This is a genomic window from Bacillus sp. KICET-3 (assembly GCF_033261025.1).
GTDB lineage: Bacteria > Bacillota > Bacilli > Bacillales > Bacillaceae > Bacillus > Bacillus sonorensis.
Map to the genome: position 1 here is coordinate 3,544,595 of NZ_CP137345.1, position 15,406 is coordinate 3,560,000.

General features: G+C 45.9%; 11 protein-coding genes, 21 tRNA genes and 2 rRNA genes (1 of these 34 only partly in view). 2 read left to right on the forward strand and 32 right to left on the reverse strand.

From position 1 onward, the window contains the following. Positions 1 to 129: 129 nt before the first annotated feature. From menC to R5H20_RS18090, 6 genes are all read right to left on the reverse strand, one after another. Complete coding sequence (menC, locus tag R5H20_RS18065) at positions 130 to 1,239, reverse strand: o-succinylbenzoate synthase (protein WP_006636058.1); 1,110 nt, start codon at positions 1,237 to 1,239, stop codon at positions 130 to 132. Positions 1,240 to 1,251: 12 nt separating this feature from the next. Continuing rightward, on the reverse strand, positions 1,252 to 2,688 hold the full coding sequence (locus R5H20_RS18070) for an o-succinylbenzoate--CoA ligase (protein ID WP_006636057.1): 1,437 nt from the start codon (positions 2,686 to 2,688) through the stop codon (positions 1,252 to 1,254). 78 nt (positions 2,689 to 2,766) lie between these two features. Next, positions 2,767 to 3,585: a 1,4-dihydroxy-2-naphthoyl-CoA synthase gene (menB, locus tag R5H20_RS18075; RefSeq protein ID WP_006636056.1), complete on the reverse strand. Its 819-nt coding sequence runs from the start codon at positions 3,583 to 3,585 to the stop codon at positions 2,767 to 2,769. Positions 3,586 to 3,597: 12 nt separating this feature from the next. Next, complete coding sequence (gene menH, locus R5H20_RS18080) at positions 3,598 to 4,419, reverse strand: 2-succinyl-6-hydroxy-2,4-cyclohexadiene-1-carboxylate synthase (protein WP_029419215.1); 822 nt, start codon at positions 4,417 to 4,419, stop codon at positions 3,598 to 3,600. Beyond that, entirely contained in the window at positions 4,401 to 6,146 is a 1,746-nt protein-coding gene (menD, locus tag R5H20_RS18085) for a 2-succinyl-5-enolpyruvyl-6-hydroxy-3-cyclohexene-1-carboxylic-acid synthase (RefSeq protein WP_006636054.1), read from the reverse strand. The genes menH and menD overlap by 19 nt, the downstream gene beginning before the upstream one ends. Beyond that, on the reverse strand, positions 6,143 to 7,567 hold the full coding sequence (locus R5H20_RS18090; protein WP_006636053.1) for an isochorismate synthase: 1,425 nt from the start codon (positions 7,565 to 7,567) through the stop codon (positions 6,143 to 6,145). Before R5H20_RS18090 ends, menD begins: the two co-directional genes overlap by 4 nt. 266 nt (positions 7,568 to 7,833) lie before the next feature. Between R5H20_RS18090 and R5H20_RS18095 the strand changes: the two genes are divergently transcribed. Together R5H20_RS18095 and R5H20_RS18100 are read left to right on the forward strand one after the other, a co-directional pair. Next, entirely contained in the window at positions 7,834 to 8,769 is a 936-nt protein-coding gene (locus R5H20_RS18095; RefSeq protein ID WP_006636052.1) for a 1,4-dihydroxy-2-naphthoate polyprenyltransferase, read from the forward strand. A gap of 105 nt (positions 8,770 to 8,874) precedes the next feature. Continuing rightward, positions 8,875 to 9,627: a TraR/DksA C4-type zinc finger protein gene (locus tag R5H20_RS18100; protein WP_006636051.1), complete on the forward strand. Its 753-nt coding sequence runs from the start codon at positions 8,875 to 8,877 to the stop codon at positions 9,625 to 9,627. A gap of 293 nt (positions 9,628 to 9,920) precedes the next feature. Here R5H20_RS18100 and R5H20_RS18105 read toward each other — a convergent pair. The 26 genes from R5H20_RS18105 to R5H20_RS18230 form a co-directional block, all read right to left on the reverse strand. After that, positions 9,921 to 9,992, reverse strand: a tRNA-Glu gene (locus R5H20_RS18105). Positions 9,993 to 10,006: 14 nt separating this feature from the next. After that, positions 10,007 to 10,097 (reverse strand) — tRNA-Ser (locus R5H20_RS18110). Between the two features lie 3 nt (positions 10,098 to 10,100). After that, positions 10,101 to 10,175: transfer RNA gene (locus tag R5H20_RS18115), tRNA-Asn, on the reverse strand. A 6-nt stretch (positions 10,176 to 10,181) separates the two neighbouring features. Next, positions 10,182 to 10,258, reverse strand: a tRNA-Ile gene (locus R5H20_RS18120). A 12-nt stretch (positions 10,259 to 10,270) separates the two neighbouring features. Further along, positions 10,271 to 10,344 (reverse strand) — tRNA-Gly (locus tag R5H20_RS18125). 8 nt (positions 10,345 to 10,352) lie between these two features. Next, positions 10,353 to 10,428 (reverse strand) — tRNA-His (locus tag R5H20_RS18130). 26 nt (positions 10,429 to 10,454) lie between these two features. Continuing rightward, positions 10,455 to 10,530 (reverse strand) — tRNA-Phe (locus R5H20_RS18135). Between the two features lie 10 nt (positions 10,531 to 10,540). Further along, positions 10,541 to 10,617: transfer RNA gene (locus R5H20_RS18140), tRNA-Asp, on the reverse strand. A 51-nt stretch (positions 10,618 to 10,668) separates the two neighbouring features. Beyond that, a tRNA-Met gene (locus tag R5H20_RS18145) sits at positions 10,669 to 10,745 on the reverse strand. Positions 10,746 to 10,760: 15 nt separating this feature from the next. Then, positions 10,761 to 10,853 (reverse strand) — tRNA-Ser (locus R5H20_RS18150). Positions 10,854 to 10,860: 7 nt separating this feature from the next. After that, positions 10,861 to 10,937: transfer RNA gene (locus R5H20_RS18155), tRNA-Ile, on the reverse strand. A gap of 5 nt (positions 10,938 to 10,942) precedes the next feature. Beyond that, positions 10,943 to 11,016 (reverse strand) — tRNA-Met (locus R5H20_RS18160). A 24-nt stretch (positions 11,017 to 11,040) separates the two neighbouring features. Then, positions 11,041 to 11,113, reverse strand: a tRNA-Ala gene (locus R5H20_RS18165). Between the two features lie 8 nt (positions 11,114 to 11,121). Beyond that, a tRNA-Pro gene (locus tag R5H20_RS18170) sits at positions 11,122 to 11,195 on the reverse strand. A 9-nt stretch (positions 11,196 to 11,204) separates the two neighbouring features. Continuing rightward, a tRNA-Arg gene (locus R5H20_RS18175) sits at positions 11,205 to 11,281 on the reverse strand. 9 nt (positions 11,282 to 11,290) lie between these two features. Beyond that, positions 11,291 to 11,376: transfer RNA gene (locus R5H20_RS18180), tRNA-Leu, on the reverse strand. A 9-nt stretch (positions 11,377 to 11,385) separates the two neighbouring features. Beyond that, a tRNA-Gly gene (locus R5H20_RS18185) sits at positions 11,386 to 11,460 on the reverse strand. Positions 11,461 to 11,475: 15 nt separating this feature from the next. After that, positions 11,476 to 11,560: transfer RNA gene (locus R5H20_RS18190), tRNA-Leu, on the reverse strand. A gap of 7 nt (positions 11,561 to 11,567) precedes the next feature. Next, positions 11,568 to 11,643 (reverse strand) — tRNA-Lys (locus R5H20_RS18195). Between the two features lie 69 nt (positions 11,644 to 11,712). Continuing rightward, a tRNA-Thr gene (locus R5H20_RS18200) sits at positions 11,713 to 11,788 on the reverse strand. Between the two features lie 15 nt (positions 11,789 to 11,803). Further along, positions 11,804 to 11,879 (reverse strand) — tRNA-Val (locus tag R5H20_RS18205). A gap of 180 nt (positions 11,880 to 12,059) precedes the next feature. Further along, complete coding sequence (locus R5H20_RS18210) at positions 12,060 to 12,362, reverse strand: PH domain-containing protein (protein WP_006636050.1); 303 nt, start codon at positions 12,360 to 12,362, stop codon at positions 12,060 to 12,062. Positions 12,363 to 12,498: 136 nt separating this feature from the next. Then, on the reverse strand, positions 12,499 to 14,265 hold the full coding sequence (locus R5H20_RS18215; protein ID WP_006636049.1) for an MFS transporter: 1,767 nt from the start codon (positions 14,263 to 14,265) through the stop codon (positions 12,499 to 12,501). Then, on the reverse strand, positions 14,266 to 14,793 hold the full coding sequence (locus R5H20_RS18220) for a PadR family transcriptional regulator (RefSeq protein WP_006636048.1): 528 nt from the start codon (positions 14,791 to 14,793) through the stop codon (positions 14,266 to 14,268). 254 nt (positions 14,794 to 15,047) lie between these two features. Continuing rightward, positions 15,048 to 15,163: ribosomal RNA gene (rrf, locus tag R5H20_RS18225) — 5S ribosomal RNA — on the reverse strand. Between the two features lie 58 nt (positions 15,164 to 15,221). Then, a 23S ribosomal RNA gene (locus R5H20_RS18230) occupies positions 15,222 to 15,406 on the reverse strand; it runs 2,748 nt beyond the window's last position.

Consider the following 15,406-nt stretch of genomic DNA (forward strand, 5'->3'; position numbering starts at 1 on the left):
ATCCTCTGCATATAAAAAACCGGCTTTGTCAGAGCCGGTCCAAACGAGAAGGGATAATGTACAGCTTCAATATACAGGAAGGGGGCGGGGAAAACAAATCTCGAAAATCAAAAATCCCCCTTATTTATTTCAATTTTTAAAAACATCCATTTTGACTGAATGTTTTCTTAAAATATTCCCATCAACTTCAAACCCCATGCCGGGCCTGTCCGGCACTTTGATAAACCCGTTGTTAATCCGGATTTCCGGTTTCACGATATCCTCTTCCCAGTAGCGGGAAGACGACGAAATGTCCCCTGGGATCAAAAATTGGGGCAGAGAGCTGAGCGCGATATTATGCGCTCTGGAAATGCCTGTTTCAAACATGCCGCCGCACCAGACAGGCATGTTATGCTTTTTGCAAAGATCATGAATTTTCAGCGCTTCTGTCAAACCGCCGACCCTTGACGGTTTGATATTGATGATTTTGCAGCTGCCGAGCTCAATTGCTTTTCTCGCATCATCAGCGGAGCGTATGCTTTCATCAAGGCAAATTGAGGTTTTAATATGCTTTTGCAAATGGCGGTGATCAACAATATCATCATCATCAAGCGGCTGTTCAATCATCATGAGCTTGAATTCGTCAAGTTCCTTGATCCGGCTGATATCTTTTAGTTCATAGGAAGAATTTGCATCAGCCATCAGCGGCACCCTCGGAAAATGCCTGCGGATTTCTTTTAACAGTTCGATATCCTGTCCAGGCTGAATTTTAAGTTTTATTCTTTGATATCCTTCTTTTACATATTGATCTATTTCCTGGAGCATGTCATCTAACGGCGCAAGCCCGACGACAACCCCGGCGGGAACCTCCTGTTTGACTCCCCCGAGGGCTTTGCTTAAAGAAATGCCGTTGATCTGAGCGTAAATGTCCCAAAACGCGGCTTCAAGCCCTGCTTTGGCCATCCTGTTGCCCTTATAACCGCGAAGTGTTTCAGGAATTTGCGATGGATGTGCGAATGATTCGCGAAGCACAGCCGGGATAAAAAAATCTTTGAGCATGTGGTAGCATGTCTCAGTTGTCTCTTCCGTGTACCAGGGAGATGAAAAAGCTGAAACTTCCCCCCAGCCTGTCACACCGTTTTTGTCTTCGGCTTCTATAATGATAAATTTTCGTTCCTGAAAGGTTTCCAAACTTGATGTAAAGGGCTTTTTCAACCACATGCTGAGGTGGTACAATGTCAGCTGTCTGATTTGAATCATGGCGATCTCCTTCTACAGTTTGTGTCTCATCAATTTATTCGAGGCATTGCGCGGCAACTGCCCGACAAAATGAAAAGCTTTCGGAACTTTATATGCAGCGAGCCGTTCTCTGCAGTAGCGGATCAATTCCTGTTCATCAACAGGCTCATGGACGACAAGATAGGCGTGGGGAACCTTTCCCCATGTCTCGTCATCAGCTCCCTTCACACCCGCTTCATCTATGGACGGGTGCGCCATGAGCACCGCTTCAACTTCGGCCGGATAGATATTTTCCCCGCCTGAGATAATTAAGTCAGACCGTCTGTCCAGCACATATAAAAACCCGTCATCGTCAAAATACCCGATATCGCCGGTTCTAAACCAGCCATCATTGAACGACTTTTTGTTTGCCGCTTTATTCTTTAAATAGCCTTTCATGACAGTCGGCCCTTTCACGGTGATTTCACCATGCTCGCCTGCTTTAGCAGCCGCTCCGTTTTTTTCAATTCTGATGCTTGAAGCGAAAAGCGGCTTTCCGGCTGATCCAAGCTTTTGGATGCTGTGTTCAGGTGCTAGCGTCGCAATTTGCGAGCATGTTTCAGTCATCCCGTACGACTGGACGACAGGCAGCCGCTTCCGTTTGCACTCTTCAAGCAACGCGTAAGGGGCGGGCCCACCCCCAAGCAAAAGGCATCTCAACGATTCTGGGCAGCTTTTCACACGTGCGGCCAGCCGGGAAAGCGTCGTCTGGACGACAGATATAATCGTGACCTGATGATCATCGATCGAACGAAGAACATCGTCTGCGTCAAATTTTTGGTGAAGCACAACGGTCATTCCATAAATGACGGATTTAAATAAGGCTGACAGCCCGCTGATATGAAAGAGCGGCAGAGCGATCAGCCACCGTTCATTCTCCGCAAGCCCCAAATTCAAAGCTGAGGAAACCGCGCTGAAATAATGGTTGGCAAATGTTTGCATAACCCCTTTCGGCCGCCCGGTCGTACCCGATGTATACATGATGGTGGCTGTATCATCCAAATGGATGTCCGCCGGTTTTAAAAGCGGATCGGCCTTTATGTTCAGGACTTCTTCTATTTCAATCGTCCGGACAGAAGGGCTTTCCTTATGATCTTCGGCAAAGGGCTGTTCCGTAATCAACAGCTTGGCCTCCGAATGTTCAATTTGATACATTCTTTCCGCAGTTGACAGCTTCGTATTCAGTAAAACGATCCTGACACCGAGAAATATGCAAGCGTGGACCGCAATGACCATCTCCATCCGGTTTGTTAACAGTAATGCAGCAGTATCCCCTTTTCCGATGGAACAGCTGTTCAGCTGTGCGGCCATTTTTTTCGTTTTTTCATACAAATCCAGAAAGGTCAGCTGCTGTTTTTCCTGAATCACAGCCAGCCTGTCGGGTGTCAGTTCTGCACGCTGTGCAAGCCAGTTCGGCTGGTCCATTAACATGTCATCATCTCCACAGAAAATGTCTCGGGTGATAAAAGAAAACAGCTCAGTAGCACCAAGCTGTTTCTTTTATCTTTCTTAAGGAAAACGAGGGAACTGTCCAAAGTCAGGACGGCGTTTTTCTTTAAACGCGTCACGGCCCTCTTTCGCCTCATCTGTCGTGTAGTAAAGGAGCGTCGCATCTCCGGCAAATTGCTGGATGCCCGCAAGTCCGTCCGTATCGGCGTTGAATGCCGCTTTAAGGAACCTAAGCGCAGTCGGACTTTTCTCAAGCATTTCCTCACACCACTTAATCGTTTCTTCTTCAAGCTTCTCAAGCGGAACAACCGTGTTGACAAGGCCCATTTCCAGCGCATCCTGAGCGTTGTATTGACGGCACAGATACCAGATTTCGCGGGCTTTTTTATGTCCGACGATCCGCGCTAAATAGCCTGAACCGTATCCTGCATCAAAGCTGCCCACTTTCGGCCCGGTTTGTCCGAAAATCGCATTGTCCGCGGCAATTGTCAAGTCGCATACGATATGCAGCACATGGCCTCCGCCGATCGCATATCCTGAAACCATCGCAACGACAGGCTTCGGAATCACGCGAATTAAACGCTGCAAATCAAGAACGTTCAAACGCGGAATTTGGTCTTCTCCCACATATCCGCCGTGTCCTCTAACCTTTTGGTCCCCGCCTGAACAAAACGCCTTGTCTCCGGCGCCGGCCAGGATAATCACGCCGATATCCGCATCATCCCTTGCATAGGCAAATGCATCGATAAGCTCAGTAACGGTTTTCGGTCGAAACGCGTTATGTACTTCGGGACGATTGATCGTAATTTTTGCAATACCGTTGTATGTTTCATATAAAATGTCTTCATATTGACGTTCGCTTTTCCATTCTACAGTCATGTACGTGACCTCCTACATTAAAATAAATTCACTTACTATTTTACCAAAAAAATCGGGCGCTTCCACATGAACCGCATGTCCCGTTTGTTCAGCGATGACAAGGCGGCTGCCCGGAATTTTCCGGTACATGCTCTGATTGATCGCGACAAATTTCTGGTCAAGGCCGCCGGCGATGAGAAGGACGGGATATGTGATCTCATCCAGCTTGTCCCACCATGACGGCTGTGAACCGGTCCCCATCCCGGCCAGACTGCCCGCAAGGCCGAGCGGATTATTGCTCAGACGCTCTTCACGGATTTTCTTTCTTACCGGTTCGTCAAGCGACAGCTGGGAAGCAAACAGCGGTATAGCCTCCCAATAATCGACGAACGATTCGACCCCTTCATTTATAATCCTCTCGCCGAGCCGGCAATCATGAATGATGCGGCTTTTTCTTTCTTCCTGCGTCTGAAGCCCCGGGGAGCTGCTTTCCAGCACAAGACCCGCCACGCGGCCCGGATGTGTCATCCCAAATGAGAGAGCAAGCCTTCCTCCCATTGAATATCCGACCAAGTAAACGGTTTTCAGCTTCAATTGCTCAAAAATCTCCACAAGATCGGCGATTTGTTCTTCTGTCGTATAACGACGTTTATCAGGGGGCGAATCGGTTTGACCGTGTCCCAGCAAATTCAATTTGATGACACGGACGCCTTGCAAATGTTCGTCAATGCCGTCCCATGTGTTGGCGCTCCCAGTAAATCCGTGCAGAAAAACAGCCGTTTTTTCAGCAGCTGTTCCGCTGTCTTCCACCTCATATTGAACACCGTCACGCAATGTCAGTCGCAAAACGGCCACTCCCTTTTCAAGTCATCGAGCACCTTGTCAAGCAGCCGGCGATGGAGCTGAACACGGCTCTTGCGTTTTGTTTTCACTTCGATGATATCAAGCCCGCTGCGGTTGACAGCAGACAGGTAGGCATCTGCGAAATGTGCGGAAGACTCTGGACAGATGTAGCGTCCTCCATACAATTTTGCAGCATGTTCAAATTCCAGCCCGGTCGGCGTCCCGAACAATTGTTCAAAATACCGTTCTTCAGCAGACTGGGGAAGAAATGAGAAAATCCCTCCCCCGTCATTATTGACGAGGATGACCGTCAACGGAATGTCCAGCGTCTTAGTAACCAATAAGCCGTTTAAATCATGATAAAATGATAAATCCCCAATCACGAGCGTCACCGGCTTCTTTGTGGCTGCATATATGCCAAGCGCTGTGGAAACGACCCCGTCAATTCCGTTTGCCCCCCTGTTGGCCAAGATCCGGAAAGACCGGTCCTGATTTTCAAAAAAAGTGTCAACATCGCGAATCGGCATGCTGTTTCCGACGAAAAGGGAGCTGTTGTCCGGAATGAAATGCTGCAGGTTGCGGTACACATTTCCTTCAAATGTAAGATCCTCAACTTCAAGATTTCTTAAAAGATGACGAAATCGGCTGCCTGCAAACCTCCATTTTTCAAGCCATTGTTCCGATCTTTTTTCAGAAATTGAAACAGCCGCGGCTTCTGCGAATTCCTGCTCTGTACAGTGGAGCATATAGCTGCCGCGATGTGTCGGGTCGCGCCAGCCGCCATCGGGATCGACGATGATTTGTTCGATTGCCGGATGTTGTTTTAATAGCTGGAACAGCGGTTTTGAAACCGGCATCGGGCCAAACCGGATAACAAGCTTTGGCATGAGCAAACCTTTCAGCTCTTCATCTTTTAACAACGAATCATAAGAATCAATCACCGATTCCTTTGAATGCCCGCCATTTCTCAGATTTGACAGCGGATCAGCCAAAATCGGATATCCCGTTGTTTCTGAAAGCGATAAAATATGGCGCTTCACATCTTCATTCAGAAGCTCTCCGCAAACAATCACGCCTTCTTCCGTGTTCCTGATCAGAGCCATCAATGATTCAAGAGCTTGTTGATCAGCTGCGGCACGGCCGTTTGCCACCGACACATGGCGGCTTGTTTCCGTTCTTTGAAAAGGCTCATCATCAAGGTTAGGCATGAGCGGCTCTCTTAACGGAAAATTAATGTGCACCGGCCCGTTCGGCGCTTTTGACGCTTCTCCGACGGCACGGCTGGCCACCGTGCGGATGTATGCCAGCATATCAGGATGCGCATCAGGCAGAGCCGAGTCTGTGAAATACTTAACAAAGTTGCCGAATAAGAATTGCTGATCAATCGCCTGAGGTGCTCCTACTTCCCGAAGCTCATGCGGCCGATCAGCCGTTAAGACAATCAGCGGTATTCTGGAATAATGAGCTTCAACAACCGCCGGGTAAAAATTCGCGGCTGCCGTTCCCGACGTACAGATCAATGCAACGGGATTTCGTTTCGCTTTTGCCATCCCCAATGCAAAATATCCTGCCGATCTTTCATCAACATGGACATGAATGTTCATATCCGGATGGGCTGCCGCCAGAATCGCAAGGGGCGTCGATCTTGACCCCGGGCAGATGACAGCTTCGGTCACGCCTGCAAGTGAAAGCTCATCAATAAAGTTGCCTATATATTTTGTAATCGGATTTTCTGTCAAAGGGTATCGCCTCCAAGTGCGGACAGCATAGGCTTCAGTTTTATTTGCGTTTCCTCGTATTCCAGCATTGGATCAGAATCAGCGACAATTCCGCAGCCTGCAAAAAGTCTCGCCTCATTTGAATCGATCAACCCGGAGCGTATCGCAACGGCAAATTCCCCGTTGCCGCCGAAGTCGACCCATCCAGCCGGAGCCGCATACCATCCTCTAGACATCGGTTCAATGTTTCTGATAACCTCGACCGCTTTTTGCTGCGGAGCACCTCCAAGAGCCGGAGTTGGATGCAGTTCCTCAATTAAATCAAAGAGCGACGCATCATCATTCATTTGGCCGACGACAGGGGTATATAGATGCTGGACATTTTTTGTTTTGTACAGGCTCGGCTTCGCCGGCTTTTTGACGTGGCTGCAATTTGCCAGAAACGCCTGGTTTATCATGTTGACCACGATGTCGTGCTCAATGAGGTTTTTCTCATCATTTAACAGTTCAAGCCCAAGCATTCTGTCTTCCTGCTCGGTCCGGCCTCTTTTGATCGAACCCGCCAGGCATGTGGACAGCACCTTGTTCCCGTCTTTTTTAATCAGCCGTTCTGGGGAAGCGCCGACAAAGCTTGTACCGTTTTCTTCGATGGCGAAAATATAGCTCGTCTTTTGCTCAGACATGAGCTTGGATAATACGTTATGAAGCCGGACAGGCTCATGAAACCTCAGGAGGATTTCTCTGGCCAGGACGATTTTATCATATTTTCCTTTTTTGATTTCGCCAGTCGCATGGCGAATCGCATCAAGCCACTCCGAAACATGCAATTCTTCTTTCGCTTCTATCTGTACGTGCTGCTTTTCATCTTCCCTGAAAGCGTTGACGTTTGCCAGCTCTGGAACAGAAGCCTTTAGATCTTCCAGGACCTTTCGTCCATCCTCATCAGAAGATGTCCATTTGTTCACCGTGATAAATGCTTCATCTTCGGCTTTCGTCAGCATAACGGAAGGAACAAAAAAAGCGCCTTCCGGATAATAGCTCCAATGCTGTTCTCTTTCTTCCAATGGATCAAAAGAAAAGCCGCCGAACAGCAAAGGCCCCACTGCCGTTTGATGAAGGCTGTCGCCTTCATGGAAGTGATAGGCTCTTTCTTTTAAACGCTCCCATTGTTCATATATGTCCCGATAACGGCCGGCATCCTTTTGGCTTGTCGAAATCGATAATTCCTTTCCCAGACCGACAAGCGTCAGTTCGCCGTCGGGATCAGACCAAAAAAACCGTTTCCCGGCAAACGTTTTGTCACCGCTTTTAAAAAAGGAAAGGGCATCTATGTTTTTTATTTTTATGGAATAACTTATTAAAACAGCATGGTTGACTTTTTTGATGATATTTAATGCTTCAGGCGCTTCCCGCAGGAAAGTGCGCTGCACTGTTGCCACCATGATTACACTCCTCCAAAGTCCGTAAAATGCTTTTATAACCATACACCTGTGAACGATATGTGTCAACAAAACGACACTTTGTAAACAGACTCCTTTCTATTATAAACGTAATCAGCCGATTGAAAAAGACAAGGTGGTTTATTATTTTTCACTTGTTGTGTCACCGCTTTTTTTATAACAATATCACCCATTATATTGACACCTTTTTTAACTTTTTCTAAACTTAGTATGGACGTGTACGTATTAAAACTAAAGGAGTCAAACTTATGCAGCATCAATCACTTTCAGGGAGTGTTTCTGGAATAAAGCCGGATAAAAGCTGGCGCGTATGGTGGATGTTAACAAGACCGCATACACTGACAGCCGCATTTGTCCCTGTTACACTCGGGACGGTTCTGGCACTTGAAACAGGCCGGATCGACATTTGGCTGTTTTTAGCCATGCTTGTCGCCTCCATACTGATTCAAATCGGAACGAATTTGTTCAATGAATATTTCGATTTCGTCCGCGGGCTTGATAATGAGAACTCGGTCGGCATCGGAGGCGCCATTGTCCGCTACGGAATGAAGCCGAAAACGGTATTGTACCTGGCATACGGATTGTTCGCGGCCGCCGTGCTGCTCGGAATTTATATTTGCATATCTTCTAGCTGGTGGCTGGCGCTCATCGGGTTAATTTGCATGGCCGTCGGCTACCTTTACACTGGAGGTCCGCTTCCGATCTCATATACACCGTTTGGCGAAATCATGTCAGGCGTTTTTATGGGAATGATCATTATCCTCATCTCCTATTTTCTCCAGACCGGAGAACTGACGTGGAGCGTCTTTCTGGTCTCCCTTCCGATTACAATTTTGGTCGGGGGAATCAACCTGTCCAATAACATTCGCGATCTGGTCGGAGATAAAGAAAACGGGAGAAAAACGCTTCCTATTTTGGCGGGAAGAAAAAACGCCGTCCAGATTTTAAGCTGGGTGTTTATTGTTTCCTATGTGCTAATCGGGCTCTATGTCGCGTTAGGGATCCTCACGGTATGGAGCTTCCTTGTTCTGTTAAGCCTCCCGAAGCCGATAAAAGCGATTAAAGAATTCAAGGCAAAAGAAAAGCCGGCTGATCTGATGGTCGCCATGAAATCAACGGCCCAGACGAACACATTTTTCGGCCTGCTTTTGGCGCTTGCCCTCGTGATTCATTATTTTGTTTAAAAAGAGCCTTTAAGGCTCTTTTTTTTTGCTTTTTTTACAATGAAAGTTCTGTTTAAAATCGTTCATACTAAAAAGGCAGCACTTTTTAGAAACGAGGCGATGCATGTGCTAACAAGAGAACAGTTGTCAAAACTCGAAAAAGAGCTTAAAGCAGGCAAAGAACAAATTGTCAGCCGTTTTAAAGACAGCGGCCATTTTGGCATGGATGTCACATATCCTTTCAACTCAACGGGAGAGCTGTCCTCTTATGACAATCACCCCGGAGATGAAGGAACAGAGCTTTATGAACGTGAAAAGGATCTCGCCCTTTATGAGCATGAAAGGGAGCATTTGCACGATATCGAACATGCCCTTTCCCTCATTGAAAAAGGGACATACGGGCGCTGTGAGGTATGCGGAAAAGAGATTCCTTATGAAAGGCTGTCTGTGCTTCCTACGGCGACGACGTGCAGTGAACATTCTTCAACAGTATCCGTATCAAAGGATCGTCCAATTGAAGAAGAGGTATTAACCCCTCCGTTCGGGCGCTTTGAACTCGATGAAAATGATGAAAATGTTGCATATGATTCAGAAGACGCCTATCAGGATGTCGAACGCTACGGCAACTCTGAAACACCGCAGGATTTAGCAGTCCCGCCGCTGTCATACAGCCAGATGTACATGGAATATGAAGAACCTTTGGGGTATGTCGAAGATTACGAAAACTACGCTGCAACAGATATCACAGGCAAAGAGGTCACCGTCTATCCGACGATCGAGCATGAAAAATATGAGGAGCTTCTTGATGAAGAAGGCATTATGACCTCATTTGGAGATCTTCCGCCGGCTGAAAAAGAACCTTATACAGAGGATGACTAAGCCCCGGATTTGCGGGGCTTATCCTGATTTAGAGGCTGGTTCAATGCTGTGCCGCCGGTGTTTTTCGGACTTTAACAAACACGTAAGTCGGCTTCTTTTGGTTTTATTGTTCGTACGCTATTCCGGTGCCAGAAGCAAAACTTGGCTGCTTACTTGATCGTCAGTGACGAAAGCTGTTTTGACAAACGACATTATTTTTTTGTTGAGAAAAATTGACCGGAGTCTTGATGCGAAAAGAAGCGAAACAATACAAAAAACCCCTGTGCCTTTAAACACAGGGAAACTAAAAAAGATGACCCGTACGGGATTCGAACCCGTGTTACCGCCGTGAAAGGGCGGTGTCTTAACCACTTGACCAACGGGCCGTTTATGATGATCATGGCGGAGAAGGAGGGATTTGAACCCTCGCGCCGCTTACGCGACCTACACCCTTAGCAGGGGCGCCTCTTCAGCCACTTGAGTACTTCTCCAGATGGCTCCACAGGCAGGATTCGAACCTGCGACCGATCGGTTAACAGCCGATAGCTCTACCACTGAGCTACTGTGGAATATCATGGTGGGCCTGAATGGACTTGAACCATCGACCTCACGCTTATCAGGCGTGCGCTCTAACCAGCTGAGCTACAGGCCCATGATATACAAATGGAGCGGGTGATGGGAATCGAACCCACGACATCAGCTTGGAAGGCTGAGGTTTTACCACTAAACTACACCCGCATTTCGCATGGGGCGGTTGATGGGAATCGAACCCACGAATGCCAGAGCCACAATCTGGTGCGTTAACCACTTCGCCACAACCGCCACAATTCATATGAAATTTTCTACAATGGTGGCTCGGGACGGAATCGAACCGCCGACACACGGATTTTCAGTCCGTTGCTCTACCAACTGAGCTACCGAGCCTTTTTAAAAATGGCGGTCCGGACGGGACTCGAACCCGCGACCTCCTGCGTGACAGGCAGGCATTCTAACCAACTGAACTACCGGACCAATGTTTTGGCTGTACCCTTCGGGCACTCCTTATTTAATGAGTAAATATTTTGGTTGCGGGGGCAGGATTTGAACCTGCGACCTTCGGGTTATGAGCCCGACGAGCTACCGAACTGCTCCACCCCGCGATGATAAAATATGTATGGCGGAGGAAGAGGGATTCGAACCCCCGCGGGCTTTGACACCCCTGTCGGTTTTCAAGACCGATCCCTTCAGCCAGACTTGGGTATTCCTCCGTAATAATGGTGGACCTTGTAGGACTCGAACCTACGACCGGACGGTTATGAGCCGTCTGCTCTAACCAACTGAGCTAAAGGTCCTTTAATAGCGGCGGAGGGGATCGAACCCCCGACCTCACGGGTATGAACCGTACGCTCTAGCCAGCTGAGCTACGCCGCCATGATCACTATAAAGATAACAAAGTGGAGCCTAGCGGGATCGAACCGCTGACCTCCTGCGTGCAAAGCAGGCGCTCTCCCAGCTGAGCTAAGGCCCCTTAAAGAATCGGGAAGACAGGATTCGAACCTGCGACCCCATGGTCCCAAACCATGTGCTCTACCAAGCTGAGCTACTTCCCGTTATTATAATGGCGCGCCCGAGAGGAGTCGAACCCCTAACCTTTTGATCCGTAGTCAAACGCTCTATCCAATTGAGCTACGGGCGCATCTATCAATGCCGAGGGCCGGACTTGAACCGGCACGGTAGTCACCTACCGCAGGATTTTAAGTCCTGTGTGTCTGCCAATTCCACCACCCCGGCTTGGATGGTTGGAGCGGAAGACGGGATTCGAACCCGCGACCCCCACCTTGGCAAGGTGGTGTTCTACCACTGAACTACTTCCGCGAAAAAGATTGGCAATGCGGATGAAGGGACTTGAACCCCCACGTCTTTAAAAGACACTAGAGCCTGATTCTAGCGCGTCTGCCAATTCCGCCACATCCGCATGAAAATGGTGAGCCATGAAGGACTCGAACCTTCGACCCTCTGATTAAAAGTCAGATGCTCTACCAACTGAGCTAATGGCTCTAAGAAAATCTTAGATAAAAGCCGTTGGTTCTCTCTTTCCAGCAACTTTTATATTATATCATAGAAAAGTGGTGCCGGCAAGAGGACTTGAACCCCCAACCTACTGATTACGATTCAGTTGCTCTACCAATTGAGCTACACCGGCCCATTCGGAAATGGATGGTGGAGGATGACGGGATCGAACCGCCGACCCTCTGCTTGTAAGGCAGATGCTCTCCCAGCTGAGCTAATCCTCCGCATCAGTTATTCGATCAACTCTCGATCTGACAAGGACTATTATATACAGGAACATACCCATTTGTAAAGGTTATATTAAAAAAATTTTATTTTCAGTTTTTTCGGGCGCAATATCCTGTTTTTAAGTCAAAAAGCAAAGCAGCAGACCATTTTGCCGCAATGCCTTTTTATGTCCATGCTTATAATAGGTTCTTCAAATGGTTGTAGAATTCCTGTCGTTTTGCAACAACAAATTTGTATTCCTGCTGATTTTTCAAGACGACTTTAAGCCCGTTTGGTACAATCAGAAATGTATTCCGCTTTTCAACCTCTGCTATATCTTGAATGCTAATGTCGAGCGGTTTGTTTTGAAAATTGACACGGTGCGTTGCAAAAGATAAACCTTTACTTGTTAATTTCAGTCTGCCTCCTACCGATTCAATACCTCTAAATAAATTTGCCGGAACTTCCATAATCAGATCTTCATGTTTTTCAGATTGCATTTCATTTCCTCCATTAATATTTTTCACCATACTTATATCGGTGATTCTTCTTTTTTTATTAAGGAGAAATGCCATTTTATTAAGAGATATACGGTTTTGCCGACTTTCTCAGGAAGGCCAACTGTATGGATCATGTTCACCTTGTTGCATCGGCCTTGCTTTTATTGATCTTCCTAAGATTAACCCTTCTTTTCAAAAACAGGAAAGATACAAGACTGCTGAATAAAATAAAAGGCAATGAAACTTTGTATAAAGTCAAAAAAGCGGAATTTACCTCTTGGTCACGAAATCGAGTTATTTCATGTTGATAATCACTCACTGTTTTGTTGATTTGCGCCAAATGCTTATCAACCTCTGCAGTCACTTCCTGTTTTATCGAATTCCTTACATATTTTCTTCCATTCTCAGAAATATCCCTGAGTTTCTTGTCGATCTTATGATTGATTAGTTGTTCTCTCTCCTTTGAAGAAACAACCTGTCTCTCTTGATTTTCCACGGCATTGATGTTTTCTTTATCTAAATTCTTTTTTGTCGTTTCTAATAAAGCTGTTTTCTGTTCTTCTGTCAGGGAAAAATTCTTCACCACGGTTTTCGCATGATTAAAAATGTGTTCTTTACTATTGTTAATGTTCACATCCAAGCTGCTCACATAAATGGCTACCGCCAACACAATGCCTATTTGACGAAGCGCGGCAACTACGCTCTGGGAAGCAGTTAACATTTCACCCTTAAAAGAAGATGCAGCCAGCACTGTAATAGGCCCGACAATGATCCCATAACCTGCGCCCAGTATGAAACAGCTTATCACCAATCCGGTATAGCTTGCGCCCATATCTACATGATATAAAACAAAATAAGCAATAAACATTAAAATGAATCCGGTAAAAACGGTTATAAAACTTCCGAGTTTTTTTATAACAAAAGCTGCTATTGGAGAACATATAAAAATCATTGCCGATACCGGAGTCATCAACAGTGCCGCCCTCAGCTCTGACTCATTTTGAACTTTCGTTAAATATGTAGGCAGGATCACCGTAACTCCAATTAAAAACAGATTGCTTAAAACGACTGTAACGGCAGCTCCCTTAAACTGTCTATCCTTGAACAGATGTAAATTCACCATTGGATTTTTGCAATATTTCTCTGTGAGCAAAAATAATAGTAGAAACACCAAGCTTATGGCATAACACAAAACAGCTGTTAAAGATATCCAGCCCCACTCATTTCCCTTCACAAGCACAAGTGTAAGGCTGAATATAGACACACCGCTGAAAATCAGCCCCAACCAATCGATTGAAACCGTTAATTTTTGTTCATTTTTAATATTAAGATATATACAGCATAATAAAATGCTAATTATACATATTGGAAGATTGATAAGAAAAACCCACCTCCAACTGGCGTACTGTGTAATCATGCCTCCGATTGCCGGTCCCAAAGCTGCAGCAAGCCCTTGCGTAACACCCAATATGGCTAAGGCGCTGTTTCTTTTTTCTAGAGGAACAGCGTCAACACCTATTACCATACTCGTCGGAAAAACGATCGCAGCACCGATGCTTTGAATCCCCCTTCCTGTGATTAAACAATTTGCATCTTTGGAAAGAGCACAGAACAGGGAGCCAAAAGCAAACAAAATGATACCGAATATATACACTTTATGACGGCCGAGAATATCTGCAATTCTGCCGAAAGATATTGAAAACACCGCAAAAATAATCGTATAGATATTGAGCGCCCATGAGATTTGCTCTAATGATAGATGTAAATCTGATTGTATAGACGGAATGGTTATATTCATGATTGTCGTATCAAGCATGCATAAAAAGATGCCCATACACATGATCACTACAATGTGAAAGCCGTTCCCATTATTTAAGCTGCTTTGAAGCTTCATTCCCCTCATTTACCGCTCTCTCTCTCCGTCCAAGCTGTCTAATTTTTCGTTTAATACTTTTACTTGGGCTTTATAGATCGCCAGCCCTACATCCAACGAAATTTTTTGTGTGGCAGTTAACTCAGGTTTCCATTCAACAAAGTCTTTTTCCAGTTGGCTGATGAATGCCGTTTTTCGTTCGATTTCATCGCGAATCCAATCAATCATTTGGTCATGTTCAGCATATTCTCCAAAATACATTCTGGCGAGAAAATCAGACTGAAAACTGTCTTCCTTCACAGGAGATCGTAAAAATTCATTAAATTCTTGAACGCCTTTTTGAGTGATAGAAAAGACATTCTTATTCGGTTTTCCTTCTTGAATAATGACTTCCTTCTCGATCTTCCCTTCTTTTTCAAGCTTCCTTAACGTCGGATAGATCATCCCGAAGCTGCCATCATAGAAATGAGAAAAAACGGTTTTCAACATTTCGTTTATATCGTATCCTGAACGCTTCTTTTTCATCAGCAATCCTAATATGACATGTCTGCCTTTCATTTCAACCATCCTTATCCGTTATTTTACATTTGAGATTCTTTTGGAAATAATCAGCAATTTTTTATTTCTGTTGAGTTTCATCGGGTTATTTAATATGCTAATTGTTCATATTAATATTGTCAATATGAATGCAGTGTATATCTCTTGTTTATTTGCATTAAAAAAAGAGACAATATTGATTCTATTGCCTCAACAATCGCTTCAATTTTTTTCAAACAAAAAAAGACCAGCTTATCTAAGCTGGTCTTTCGCTTGCTTGGCGGCGTCCTACTCTCACAGGGGGAGACCCCCAACTACCATCGGCGCTGAAGAGCTTAACTTCCGTGTTCGGCATGGGAACGGGTGTGACCTCTTCGCTATCGCCACCAAACCATTTGAGAGGTGTTCTCTCAAAACTAGATAACGGGTAAAGACCATTCACAAATATTTAGGTTAAGTCCTCGATCGATTAGTATCTGTCAGCTCCATGTGTCGCCACACTTCCACCTCAGACCTATCAACCTGATCATCTTTCAGGGATCTTACTTCCTTATAGGAATGGGAAATCTCATCTTGAGGGGGGCTTCATGCTTAGATGCTTTCAGCACTTATCCCGTCCGCACATAGCTACCCA